14 protein-coding genes and 1 tRNA gene are annotated in these 12,013 nt (G+C 59.8%); 6 read left to right on the top strand and 9 right to left on the bottom strand.

The window, feature by feature from the left end:
• Positions 1–12 precede the first annotated feature (12 nt).
• The 4 genes from yihA to rpmH all read right to left on the bottom strand — a co-directional run bounded on the left by yihA (position 13) and on the right by rpmH (position 3,179).
• Positions 13–675 (bottom strand): ribosome biogenesis GTP-binding protein YihA/YsxC, encoded by a 663-nt coding sequence (yihA, locus tag B060_RS0105625; RefSeq protein ID WP_018080786.1) that lies wholly within the window; start codon positions 673–675, stop codon positions 13–15.
• Positions 672–2,540 carry a membrane protein insertase YidC gene (yidC, locus tag B060_RS0105620; protein ID WP_018080785.1) on the bottom strand — a complete coding sequence of 623 codons (1,869 nt, stop codon included), beginning with the start codon at positions 2,538–2,540 and terminating at the stop codon, positions 672–674. The genes yihA and yidC overlap by 4 nt, the downstream gene beginning before the upstream one ends.
• The gene (gene rnpA / locus B060_RS23910; RefSeq protein WP_018080784.1) at positions 2,537–2,944 is read right to left on the bottom strand and encodes a ribonuclease P protein component; all 408 of its coding nucleotides are present in this window, start codon (positions 2,942–2,944) and stop codon (positions 2,537–2,539) included. The genes yidC and rnpA overlap by 4 nt, the downstream gene beginning before the upstream one ends.
• A 94-nt stretch (positions 2,945–3,038) precedes the next feature.
• A complete protein-coding gene (rpmH, locus tag B060_RS0105610) occupies positions 3,039–3,179 on the bottom strand; it encodes a 50S ribosomal protein L34 (RefSeq protein WP_018080783.1) in 141 nt (46 codons plus the stop codon).
• Between the two features lie 161 nt (positions 3,180–3,340).
• Between rpmH and B060_RS0105605 the strand changes: the two genes are divergently transcribed.
• The gene (locus tag B060_RS0105605; RefSeq protein ID WP_236621596.1) at positions 3,341–4,933 is read left to right on the top strand and encodes a sensor histidine kinase; all 1,593 of its coding nucleotides are present in this window, start codon (positions 3,341–3,343) and stop codon (positions 4,931–4,933) included.
• Positions 4,934–4,952: 19 nt separating this feature from the next.
• Complete coding sequence (locus B060_RS0105600) at positions 4,953–5,474, top strand: hypothetical protein (RefSeq protein WP_018080781.1); 522 nt, start codon at positions 4,953–4,955, stop codon at positions 5,472–5,474.
• Here the strand turns inward: B060_RS0105600 and B060_RS0105595 are convergent.
• Genes B060_RS0105595 through B060_RS0105580 form a run of 4 tightly spaced genes read right to left on the bottom strand, consistent with a single transcriptional unit; the run spans position 5,461 to position 8,620 of the window.
• Complete coding sequence (locus B060_RS0105595; RefSeq protein ID WP_018080780.1) at positions 5,461–5,805, bottom strand: type II toxin-antitoxin system RelE/ParE family toxin; 345 nt, start codon at positions 5,803–5,805, stop codon at positions 5,461–5,463. The two genes, B060_RS0105600 and B060_RS0105595, sit on opposite strands and share 14 nt — an antisense overlap.
• Positions 5,805–6,092 (bottom strand): ribbon-helix-helix domain-containing protein, encoded by a 288-nt coding sequence (locus B060_RS0105590; protein ID WP_018080779.1) that lies wholly within the window; start codon positions 6,090–6,092, stop codon positions 5,805–5,807. The genes B060_RS0105595 and B060_RS0105590 overlap by 1 nt, the downstream gene beginning before the upstream one ends.
• 58 nt (positions 6,093–6,150) lie before the next feature.
• Entirely contained in the window at positions 6,151–6,837 is a 687-nt protein-coding gene (locus tag B060_RS0105585; protein WP_018080778.1) for an NAD-dependent deacylase, read from the bottom strand.
• 10 nt (positions 6,838–6,847) lie between these two features.
• On the bottom strand, positions 6,848–8,620 hold the full coding sequence (locus B060_RS0105580) for a gamma-glutamyltransferase family protein (RefSeq protein WP_236621595.1): 1,773 nt from the start codon (positions 8,618–8,620) through the stop codon (positions 6,848–6,850).
• A gap of 207 nt (positions 8,621–8,827) precedes the next feature.
• Between B060_RS0105580 and B060_RS0105570 the strand changes: the two genes are divergently transcribed.
• A tRNA-Arg gene (locus tag B060_RS0105570) sits at positions 8,828–8,904 on the top strand.
• 90 nt (positions 8,905–8,994) lie between these two features.
• On the opposite strand, the gene B060_RS23905 is transcribed toward B060_RS0105570, so the two are convergent.
• Entirely contained in the window at positions 8,995–9,792 is a 798-nt protein-coding gene (locus tag B060_RS23905) for a class II glutamine amidotransferase (RefSeq protein ID WP_081606798.1), read from the bottom strand.
• A gap of 54 nt (positions 9,793–9,846) precedes the next feature.
• On the opposite strand from B060_RS23905, the gene tnpA reads away from it, so the two are divergent.
• The 3 genes from tnpA to tnpC all read left to right on the top strand — a co-directional run.
• Positions 9,847–10,200: an IS66-like element accessory protein TnpA gene (gene tnpA / locus B060_RS0105560; protein ID WP_026172625.1), complete on the top strand. Its 354-nt coding sequence runs from the start codon at positions 9,847–9,849 to the stop codon at positions 10,198–10,200.
• Entirely contained in the window at positions 10,197–10,544 is a 348-nt protein-coding gene (tnpB, locus tag B060_RS0105555; RefSeq protein ID WP_018080773.1) for an IS66 family insertion sequence element accessory protein TnpB, read from the top strand. The genes tnpA and tnpB overlap by 4 nt, the downstream gene beginning before the upstream one ends.
• Positions 10,545–10,615: 71 nt before the next feature.
• On the top strand, positions 10,616–12,013 hold a 1,398-nt coding region (gene tnpC, locus B060_RS0105550; protein WP_018080772.1), incomplete at its 3' end, for an IS66 family transposase.

Raw genomic sequence — 12,013 nt, 5'->3', positions numbered from 1 at the left:
GATGGGCTTGGCTTACAGCGTGATCCCGCAGGTCTGCATGATTTCAAGGCGTAATTCCGGGATGCCGAAGCCGACCTCGGACGAGGTGGCCAGCACGATCGGGTGGGCGGCGGGGCGCTTCTTGATGCCGGCCTGCGTGGCGGCGATCACTTTCGCCAGTTCGGCCGGCTTGATCTTATCGGCCTTGGTCAACACGATCTGGTAGCTGACGGCGGCTTTGTCGAGCGCGTCCATTGGCTCGTTATCGACGTCTTTCAGGCCGTGGCGCGCATCGATCAGCAGATAGGCGCGCTTGAGGTTAGGCCGGCCGCGCAGGTAATCGCGGCCCAGATTCTGGAACTTTTTGACCGCCACCTTGGACGCGCGCGCCCAGCCATAGCCGGGCAGATCGACCATGTGCATGGCGTCGTTGAGGCGGAAAAAGTTCAGCTCGCGGGTACGGCCGGGCTCATTGGAGGCGCGCGCCAGGTGCTTATGGCTCACCAGCGCGTTGATCAGCGACGACTTGCCGACATTGGAGCGGCCGGCGAAGGCCACTTCCGGCAATTCGTCAGACGGCAACTGATCGACCGACACCGCGCCCATAACGAAGGACACCGGGCGGGCAAACAGCACCCGCGCGGTTTCGATCGCTTCGGCCTGCAGTTCGGCTTCGGTCTTTACAGAGTCGGTCACGCCGCCTTCTTTCCCTTATCCATCATGTCGCGCACCTTCTTGATGCCGGTATCGATCGGGTTTTCGACCTTGAGGCGGTGCATGATGGAGTATTGTTGCAGGATGGTCAGGATGTTCGACCAGATCCAGTAGATTATCAGGCCGACAGCAACCTGCGTCATGAAGAAGGTCAGCATGATGGGCATAAAGCTCATCATCTTCTTTTGCATCGGGTCAACGCCGGTCATCGGCGTCATTTGCTGGCTGAGCCACATCGAGGCGCCGTAGAGGATGGCGATGATACCGATATGCAGCGGTCCATCGAGCACGGTGCCAATCAGGGGCACGGTGGCCGGATTGAAAGGCAGGGCACCGAACAGATTGAAGAGGGTGGTGCTGTCGCGTGCCGACAGATCCTGAATCCAGCCGAAGAAGGGGGCGTGGCGCATTTCGATGGCGAGCATCAGCACCTTATAGAGCGCCCAGAAGACCGGCAGTTGCAGGAGCATGGGCAGACAGCCGCCGAGCCCCGCCATCGGATTGACCTTTTCCTCCTGATAGAGGGCCATGGTCGCTTCCTGCGTCTTTTGCGGATCGCCTTCGTGACGCTTCTTGATGGCGTCGAGCTTCGGCTTCAGGCGCTCCTGCACCTGCTTCATCTTGGTCATCGACTCATAGGACTTGTGAGCCAGCGGATAGAAGACCAGCTTGACGATGACGGTGAGCGACAGGATGGCGAGACCGAAGTTACCGACCAGAGCGTAGAGCTTGTCGAGCAGCCAGTACATCGGGTAGGTCAGGACGCTGAGCATACCCCAGTCAACCGCCCAGTGGAAACGCGGGATATGCAGGGTGTCTTCGTAGACCTGGAGCTGGGTGTTCTGCTTGGCGCCGGCGAAGACATGCGATTGCGCTTTCCAGGTCTGGCCGGGCGCCAGGGTGACGGCGTTATCGACATAACCGCTGCGGAAAACAGGCACGCCATCGAGCAGATCAGCGCGTGCGGTATACTGCACGGCTTGCGACTGATTGGGGATAACGGCCGCCATCCAGTACTTGTCGGTTATACCGTACCAGCCACCGATGGAATCCTTCTTCTCCAGCTTCTTGCCGTCTTTCGGCTTGGCCATATCCTTGTACTTCAAGGAGTCGGTGCGGTAGTCGCCCATCTTCGGGCTGGCCAGGGTCTTGGAGGAGGTGGCGATGGCGCCTTCATGGACCACGGCTTCCTTGCCGGCGTGTTCGGGCATGCCGTTGCGCACGACCATCGAATAGGGGGCGAAGGCGATGGCCTGCGGCGTCGCGTTGGCCACCGCATTGTCTTCGGTGATCATGTAGTTGGCGTCGATGCTCAGGGTGCGCGTGAATGTCAGGCCGGCACCGTTGTTATAGGTCAGCACGACCGGCTTGCCGACGCTCAAGGTCGTGCCGGAAGCCACCGTCCACACCGTATCGATCGTCGGCGCGTTGGGGATGTTCTGGAAATTATAGCCCGACACCACGTAATAAGCACTCTTGCTGTTGGCGGGGGTCAGCAGTTCGACCGGATCGTTCTTCTTTTCGACGGTGCGATCATACTTGATCATATAGAGATCGTCGATCAAGGCGCCTTTCAAGGACAGGCTGCCCTTGAGCGACGGCGTATCGATAGCGACGCGCGGCGTCTGGGTCAGGGCCTGTTCGCGGGTCAGCGGCACCGCGACGACGCCCCCGACCGGCAGACCGGCGGCGATAGCGGCGCTGGAAGAGGCGGCGGCAGCGGCCACTTGTGCAGCCTCGCGCTTCTTCTGTTGCGGGCCAAAGACGAAGAACTGATAGAAGGCCAGCAAAGCCATGCTGACGATCAGGAAATAGATCATATTCCGGTTGTCGGTATCTTTATTCATCGAACGGTCTTTGTTTCCTGAGGAGTATCTTCGGACTTTATGACGTCTGTGGTTATGGGGGCCTTGGGGCGCGCCACTGACTTCGCAGCGAGCCTTATCAGGGCGGCTTTGACATCGTCAAGTAAAGCATTCCAATCGCGCGAAACCGTATCGGCGCGGGCGATCAGCACATAATCGTGGCCGGGGCGGCCAAATTGGGGAATCATGACCTCGGCGGCTTCGCGCAGGCGGCGCTTGGCCCGGTTGCGCACAACGGCATTGCCGATCTTTTTGGTGGCGGTAAAGCCGACCTTGATCGCATCGTCCTCGCGCGTCTTTGCCTGCACGACCACGCCGGGGCGGGCCTGATAGGCGGCCTTGGCGGCGGCCAGAAACTCTGCGCGGATTTTGAGGCGGGGAATCATTGGATGCTGATGTGGTGCCCTATGCCGGAAATACAAGAAGAGTCCTTAAGCAACTTAAGGACTCTTCTTAAAATTCAGCAGTGCGTTGACGCGATTAGGCCGTCAGGCGCTTGCGACCCTTGGCGCGGCGGCGCGCAACGATCTTTTGGCCGTTCTTGGTGGCCATGCGGGTGCGGTAGCCGTGGCGGCGCTTGCGCACAAGGCGGCTCGGCTGATAGGTACGTTTCGTTCCCATAGGGGGCTCCGATTGGTGTAGCGGGCCCCTTCGAGGGCCGGAATTGCGTAAAGAGGCGCGTGGATAGTCCGGCCAGAGACGCTTGTCAATAATATTTAGGGCGCTTTGGCTAAAATGAAGCGGTTGCGACGTAATTCTGCTATATATACAACGAAGCAGTAGTGAAGCCAAAGGTTTACGTGTTCGATCAGGGCAAATCAGACGCATCCGACAGGCGGGCAAAGACTCTCAAGGTGATACGCCGTGAGGGCTTCTATGCCGAACGGTTGGCGCACGCCCTCTCTATAGTGGCCGCTTTTTCGCTGAAATACGGCATGATGGCCTTTAATCTGGCGCGCAACTTCCTGCTCAGCCTGTCCGGACAATTGCTGATCCTGACCTTCGTCTTCGTGATGATCGTTGAAATCGTGATTCTGATTCCCTCGCTCGCCTCCGATCAGGAGCGCTGGCTTACCGATCGGGTGCGTCAGGCCGAACTGACCTCGCAGGCGGTCGACACCTCGGAAAAGAACGCTGTGTCCAGGCCGGTGTCGTCGCAGCTGCGCAAGAGCGCCGGCGTGCTCTATCTCGCCATCCAGAATGAGGGCGTGCGCGATTATGTGCTGTTCGATCAGAATGTGGTGGTGCCGGAAAAGGTGATGGATCTGCGCCAGACCCACACCAACATATGGCACGACATTACCTATCTGTGGGCGCCGTGGGAGACCTTCATGGGCCAGCCCGATCGGCTGCTGCACATTGTCGCCAAGCCGCGCGTGCGGTCTGGCGAGGTGATCGAGATCGTGGTCAAGGCCGATCCGCTTAAAGCCTATCTCAAGGCCAGCCTGCTCAGCATGCTGCGTGTGTCACTCAGTATTTCCTTTCTCGCCGGCTTTCTGGTCTTCGTCGCCCTGTCCGTCTTTATCGTCCGCCCTATCCAGAATCTGACCCAGGCGATCCAGCGCTTCAAGACCAATCCGGAAGACGTGACGGTCACCCGGCCCTCCGGCCAGCTCAACGAGATCGGCCATATTGAAGCCGAACTGGCCTCGATGCAGGAAGAGGTGCGTCAGGCTCTGCGCTCGCGGGCACGGCTGGCGGCGCTCGGCCAGGCGGTGTCCAAGATCAATCACGACCTGCGCAACATGCTGACCTCGGCGCAGATGGCCTCGGACCGGCTGGCCAATTCGGCCGACCCGATCGTGGCCAAGGCCTTGCCGCGTCTGGAGCGCGCGCTCGATCGCGCTGTGGCGCTGGCGCAAAACGTGCTGACCTACGGCAAGTCCGATGAGCAGACGCCGCAGATCCAGATCGTCAAGCTGAAAGCGCTGGCTGAGGCGGCCGCGGAAGACGCCGGCCTTGGGCTGGCGACGCAGGGGCCGGAAGCAGTGCGCTTCATCTCGAAGGTGGCCAAGGGCTTCAATCTCGAAGCCGATCCGGAACAACTGCACCGTCTGCTGGTCAATCTGATGCGCAACGCCCGTCAGGCTATTGAGCTTCAGCCGAACCGCAAGGCACGCGGGCGCCTGACCCTGACGGCGGTGAAGACCTCGGAAGAGGTGCTTTTGATCGTTAACGACAATGGCCCCGGCATTCCGGAGAAGCTGCGCGACAAGCTGTTTCAGCCCTTTACCTCCAGCACCACGCCCGGCGGTTCGGGCCTTGGGCTTGCCATCGCGCGCGAACTGGCGCAACTGCATGGCGGTGATGTCCGGCTGGTCAGCAGCGGCGCCGAAGGCACGACCTTCGAGGTGCGCCTGCCCCTAAAACCGTAAAAATCTGACGGAGTAGAGTTTGGAATTCGAGGATTTACTGGAACTGGCGCGGGATAGTTATCTCGAACAGTTCGCCACCTTTGTCGACAAGCAGCGGACCTTGTCCGAAAAAGGCGCGATCGAGCTTAAGCTGGAAGTGCCGGAAGAGGGTGGCTTTTATCGCAACTATTATTGCGCTGATTACGCCACAGACGGCGAGATGCTCGAACTGCAATCCGAGGAAGAAGTGACCTTCGATACGATTGAGGTCACGCTCGGTGATATGGATATGGTCATCAGCCGGCTGGTTTGGGACGATATCACCATCAAGGCCGGCGATAAGGCCGTGTCAGGCGATGATTTCAGCGAGTGGTTCGAGACCTGGTTCGATCCGGAAGAGACGACCTTCGATCCCGATACACGCTTCTCCGCCTGCATCCATTCGCTGCGGGTCGATGAGGCGGGGGTGTCGGTCGATTTCGGCACCGCGCCGATCACGGCCCTGGCCGACCTCTTGATGCGCTTTGAAAGTCTGGGGTGCCGCTCGCTTAGTGTGAGCTGAGTTTAGCTATGTCTTGCAGTAAATCCGGACGCATGGCTTGGATCAGGCGCTCAATGTCACGTCTTTGATGCTGGATCGTCAGGATGAGTACGGCATCCGGCGTGACGTCATAAATGATAAAGTGCTGTTGTGCCTCGATCATCAAGAAGGGCCAGGCGCGTTTTTGCCGTTTTACACCCAGGTCAGGCGCGGCAGCGATTTTTCCAAACGTCTCGTATAAAGCTTGAATATAGAGATTGGCGCGTGCCTCTCCCCATCTTTCCGTCGAATGGTTGAAGATGTGACGCGGGTCCGCCAAGGCACGACGTGACAGGCGATATTTGGCTGACACTACTTCCAGCCTTCGGCTTCGCGCTTTTCAAACAGCGCCATATCACTTTTGAAGTCACCCATAGAGTCGATATATCGGCCAGCACTGATGTCACGATAGCCTTGCAAGACGGCTTCACCGAGCTGATTGGCCTGCATCTCGATGTCGTTCCGCTTTTCCATGTCTCGGCGAATAAGATCGCGGATATATTCGCTGGGCGTTTCGTAGAGGCCGTCTTCGCCGACCATGCGCGCGACAAATTTCGCCAAAGGGGCCGACAGACGAGCATTGATACGGTCAGAAATCATGACGAGTCTCCTTGGCGATAATCTATATCTGCCGCTAGGAAAGTCAAGTTTGTCGCCATTATTGCGACAGAAGCCGCCCTATATAATCTGGCACCACCTGCGTGGCTGGGCCCAGTATCTTTTCCTGAAACAGGCTGTGGCCCAGTGACGGTTCGAGATTAAGCTCGACCGTATGGGCGCCGGCCTGGCGCGCGGCCGATACGAAGCCGGCTGCCGGATAAACATTGCCGGACGTGCCGATGGAGAGAAACAGATCGCAGGCAGCAAGCGCGCGATCGATCCGCGGCATGGCCAGCGGCATTTCACCGAACCAGACGATATGTGGACGCAACGCCGATTCGACCGGGATGTCGGTATGCCAGTCCTGCACCGCGCCGGTATCTACGTGGCGGGCCTTGAGCAGTTCACCGTGCATATGGATAAGGTTCGCGCCATCCAGCCCGTGTTCGGCATAGGCGCGGTCGTGCAGGTCATCGACATTCTGCGTCACCAGCAAGACGTCGCCCTTCGTCCATTCCGCGGCCAGCCGCGCCAGCGCATGATGGGCGGCATTGGGCCTAACCTCTGCCAGTTGGCGGCGGCGCTGGTTATAGAAATCCTGCACCAGGGCCGGATCGGCCTCGAACCCCTCTGGTGTCGCCACGGCTTCGACGCGATGGCCGCACCATAGCCCATCAGAAGCACGGAAGGTTGGCACGCCCGATTCCGCTGAAATGCCGGCGCCGGTCAGGATGACGATATTCATTTTCTTTGCCCTACCGCTTCGCTGCTTGAGGGCTCTTTATAACAACTCCTTCGCGGCGTGGATCGCTGCCGCCGTCAAAGGTGCCGTCCGGCTGGCGCAGGATACCGTTCAGGCCTGATTCTTCGCCATTGGTGGCGGTGAGTGTATAGCCCATCGCTGTCAAGCCGTCCCAGACCGCAGGCTCCATGCGGGCACGCTCGACACGGATGCTGTTGCCGCGCGACACCACATTGGGCAGGTTGATGGCGTCCTGCATCGAGAGCTTCCAATCGAGCACGGCGATCAGCACCTTGAGATTATAGGACAGGATAGCCGAGCCGCCCGGCGAGCCGACCGCCGCGATCACCGTCTTGCCGGTTTGATCAAACACGATCACCGGGCTCATGGACGAGCGCGGGTGCTTGCCCCCGGCCACGCTGTTGGCCACCGGCAGGCCATCGTCCGTCTGCGGGCTAAACGAGAAGTCGGTGAGTTGATTGTTGAGGAAGAAGCCGCCCACCATGCGGCCGGTGCCGAAATAGCTCTCCACCGTCGTCGTCATGGTCAGCACATTGCCGTACGAATCGCGGATGACGAAATGACTGGTGCCGGCAGGCTCCAGCGTCCTGTCCGGCGCTACCTGCATCGGCAGCACGCCGGCCTTGGGTGCTGCGTTAGCGGTGCCGATCTTGATAAGGCCCGAGCGGGCTTTCAGATAGGCAGGGTCGAGATAGGCGTCCTGCTGACGGTTGAAGAGGGGCGTATCGGCCTCATACTGGTCGCGGTCGGCGTACATCAGGCGCTCGGTCTCGATCAGCACCTGCCAGGCGCGCGGATCGTGCACGCCCCACTGGTCCAGTGGCTGCGATTCGGCGATCTTCAGACCCTGCAACAGCGCGATGCCGCCCGAAGGCGTGTTGTTCGAACAGACGATATAGATGCGGTAGGTGATGCAGACCGGCTTGCCGGCATAGCCGCCAACCGTGGCGTAAGTCGCGGTGGTGCTGGCCTTGACCTGATAGCCGCTCAGGTCGGCCAAGGTCATGCCACCGGCCAGCGGTGCTTCGTGGGTCTTGGCGACGATGGCCTCGGCGATCGGCCCTTTGCGGAAGGTGTCGCCACGCTGGGCCGCCAAAGCGCGCAAGCTGCCGGCATAGGCCGGATTCTTGAGGATATCGCCGGTCTTGCGGTAGCCGCCCTGACCATCCCCGAGATAGGCGATGAAGTCAGCCGTGTGTTTTTGCGGGAAGTCGACGTTTTGCAGATAGTTGCCGAGGCGCGGCGTCACGCGGAAGCCATCATCGGCCAGTTGGGTGGCGGCGCTGAAAAGGCTGTCCCAACTCTGGTTGCCATGGTCTTTTTGTGCGCGATCGAGCAGGTGCATGGCGCCGGGCACGCCGGTGGCGCGGCCGGAAAGCACCGCATCCCTAAAGCTTATCGGCTTGCCATCGGCGCCCATAAAGAGATCCGGTGTGGCGGCGGCCGGCGCGGTCTCGCGGCCATTATAATCGGTGATCTCGCCGGTTTTGGCATCGTAATAGAGCATGAAGGCGCCGCCGCCGAGGCCGGAGCTTTGCGGCTCCATAAGACCCAGCACGGTCTGGACCGCCACGGCGGCGTCAGCGGCGGTGCCGCCACGTTTGAGGATATCCATGCCGGCCTGGGCCGCTTCCGGTTCGGCGGCCACGACGATCGGCTGAACGCGAGGGGTTTCATGCGTGGGAAGGGTGGCGCAAGCCGTGGTGGAGGTGAAAAGGACAGCCAGCCCCGTGAAAATCAGGGATTTCATGGGGGTATGGATCACGGCGGGTACTCCTGAAGGGCAGCAATGGCCGGTTTTATATAGGGGTTTGGCGAGGTTGCGACAGGATGATCAACAAAAAAACATCAAATCGGTGGAAAAGTGCCAATCAAGCCTTGCCTTATCGAAACAGGTCAACTAAATGTCCGCCCCTCGCTGCAAGGCACTGCCGACACTAGGTTGGGCCGACGCGGTGAACTTATGTGGTAAGCACTCGTAGCTCAGCTGGATAGAGCATCAGACTACGAATCTGAGGGTCGGGCGTTCGAATCGCTCCGAGTGCGCCACGAAAAAACAATAAAGAAACCCTGACGCCGCAAAGCGTCAGGGTCTTTTTTTGTTTTTTCCTTAGGGGCCTCCGGAAGTATAAAGCCCGGCTAGGCAAAAGACTTCACAATTGCGCCTCTGCGGGCGACTAGAGTGGTCTTGGGCGCCACATGTGTCCAGATCTCATTGCGGGTCAGCGGCGTTGACGCCAGGATAATGACGCGGTCGTTCGGCGTCGTTTCCTGAGCAAAGTCGACCTCAAGATCTTCGTCGATCAGGCTGGCTTGGCCAAAGGGCGCGCGGCGTTCGACATAGCACAGCTTGGTCGAGCAACTGGCATAGAGTGAACGTCCGTCGCTCAGCAGGGCATTGAAAACGCCCAGTTCGCGCAGATCCCCGAACAGTTCAGATATGGCCAGGCTGAGCTTGTGATCGGAGGGCCGCTGCGGATAGAGGGTGCGCAGGCGGTCGAGCAGCCAGCAAAAGGCGTGTTCGCTGTCGGTGGTGCCGATGGGCGCGTAATGGGTCAGTTTGCGGGTTTTTATGCCCTTGAGCTGGCCGTTGTGCGCAAAGCTCCAGGCGCTGCCCCACAGTTCGCGGCCAAACGGATGGGTGTTTTCCAGCGCCACCCGACCGCGATTGGCCTTGCGCACATGGGCTATGACCATAAGGCTCTTGATCGGGTAAGAGCGGATAAATTTCGCCAGCTCGGAGTGCGCGCTGGGGTTCGGATCATGGAGGCTGCGGCAGCCTTTTTGTTCGTAAAAGCTGATGCCCCAGCCATCGGTATGCGATCCCGTCGCGCCGCCGCGTTGCGACAAGGCGGCAAAACTGAAACGCACGTCCGTTGGTACATTGGTAACCCTACGCCGAGGACCGCCTTGTTTTGATTGGGCTTGATCTGACAGAGTGCAGCTAAGCGCGCTCTTAGGAGCGGTCTGAAGAGCACTCCGAGCGGTTAAATGACACGAACAATGATACTGACGGGGCCTGAGCGGCGCCGATCCTGGCCCGACGGGTTGCGGGCAGAGATCCTAGCCGAGGCGTTTCGGCCCGGGGCTGTCGTGTCAGAGGTTGCCCGCCGATATGATGTTTCAACGAGCCGCATCTACACTTGGCGCAAGGAGCTGATGGAGGCGCCAGGCTCTGTCGGCTTCGTTGAAGCCATCGTGACGTCATCGTCACCTGTCAGCGAGGAGGTTCCCGCAAGTACGGATGCTGACATCTCGGTGGATATGCCCTGCGGAGCGCGCGTGCGCATTTCTTCCGGTGCGTCCGCCGAACTAGTGGCGGCGGCGTTGAGGGCCCTTCGATGATACCGATCCGTTCCGACGTCCGCGTATGGCTGGCTACCGGGCACACCGATATGCGCTGTGGCTTCAATCGCCTGGCGCTCATGGTCCAGGAAGTCCTCAAGCAGGATCCGTTTCGCGGACACCTGTTTGTCTTCCGCGGCCGGGCCAGTGACCGGATCAAGATCATCTGGCACGACGGCGTCGGCGCGTGTCTGTTTTATAAGCGTTTGGAACGCGGCAAGTTCATCTGGCCCGCCGTTCGGGACGGGTCGGTGAGCATCTCGGCCGGTCAGCTCGGCTATCTGCTGGAAGGCATTGATTGGCGCAATCCGCAGATTACCTGGCGGCCTGAGACGGCGGGCTAAAGGTCTCGAGAAACGGCTCTCCATCTGCAAAAAAGCCTATACAGAATAAGGGTTTTATGATTCCATGCGGTATGGAAACCGCGTCGGATCATGCCCCAGAATCCATTGCCGCACTTCAGGCGCAGCTGGCGGACGCGCGGGCGGCATTGGACGTCAAGAACGCCGAACTGGCCGTGGCCAAGGCTCAAAACGCTGACGATCTGGCGACCATTACGCACCAGAATCTGGTCATCTTCAAACTGCAGAACGAACTGCGCGGCTGGCGTTCCGAGCGCCAGTCCCGGCTCCTCGACCAGAAAGAGTTCGAGTTCGAAGAGATCGAAGCCACCGCTACCGAGGACGAATTGATCTCCCAGGCCCTGGCCGCCAAGACGACAAACGTTGCCGGCTTCGAGCGCAAGAAGCCGGTCAAGAAGCCATTCCCCGACCATCTGCCGCGCGAGCGTGTTCTGGTACCGTCGCCTGTGGTTTGCGGCTGCTGCGGTGGGGATCGCCTGCGTAAGCTTGGCGAGGATATCACCGAGAGCCTCGATGTCATTCCCCGTCAGTTCCGCGTCCTGCAATACGTGCGCGAGAAGTTCAGCTGTCGGGACTGCGAGAAGATCAGCCAGGCGCCGGCGCCGTTCCACGCCATTCCGCGCGCCTGGGCCAGCCCCAGCCTGCTGGCCATGATCCTCGTCGAGAAGTTTGGTCAGCATAAGCCACTCAATCGGCAGCTCGACCAGTACCGGAACGAAGGCGTTGATATCTCGATCTCAACGGCCGCCGACGCTGTTGGTGCATGCTGCGCGACCCTAAAGCCATTGATCAGTGCGCTTGAGCGCCATGTCTTTGCAGCTGAGCGACTTCACGGCGACGATACGACTATCCCTGTTCAAGCCAGAGGACACACGATCACAGGCCGGATATGGGGCTATGTGCGGGACGATAAACCGTTCGGAGGGACGTCTCCACCCGCAGCGATGTTTTATTACTCAAGGGACCGAACAGAAGAGCATCCCCTTCTGCACTTGAAGACCTGGACCGGATTATTCCAGGCCGACGCTTATGCCGGTTACAATAAGCTCTATCTGCCGGCGAGGCAGCCCGGCCCGATCTATGAAGCTGCCTGTTGGGTCCACGCCCGCCGACCATTCTTTGCTGTTGCCGATTACGAAGCCGCCGCGCGCCGCAAAGCCGAGGGCAAGAAGCCTGTCGTCATCTCTCCCATCGGCTTGGAGATGGTCAAGCGCATCGATGCTCTGTTCGAGATCGAGCGCGGCATCAATGGGAAGCCACCAGAGGAGCGCAAAGCGGTCCGCCAAGAGCTGAGCAAACCGCTGATAGACGATCTCAAACCTTATATGGAAGCCCAACTCGCCAAGCTATCGAAGGGGAGTGACCTGGCCAAGGCGCTGAACTACATGCTCAAGCGCTGGGCATCGTTCACGCGCTTCCTCGATGACGGCCGTGTGTGCCTGTCGAACAAT

The sequence above is a fragment of the Asticcacaulis benevestitus DSM 16100 = ATCC BAA-896 genome, from assembly GCF_000376105.1.
GTDB lineage: Bacteria > Pseudomonadota > Alphaproteobacteria > Caulobacterales > Caulobacteraceae > Asticcacaulis > Asticcacaulis benevestitus.
The sequence above is the reverse complement of the archived record's forward strand: the minus strand, read 5'-3'. Positions and strand labels throughout refer to the sequence as shown.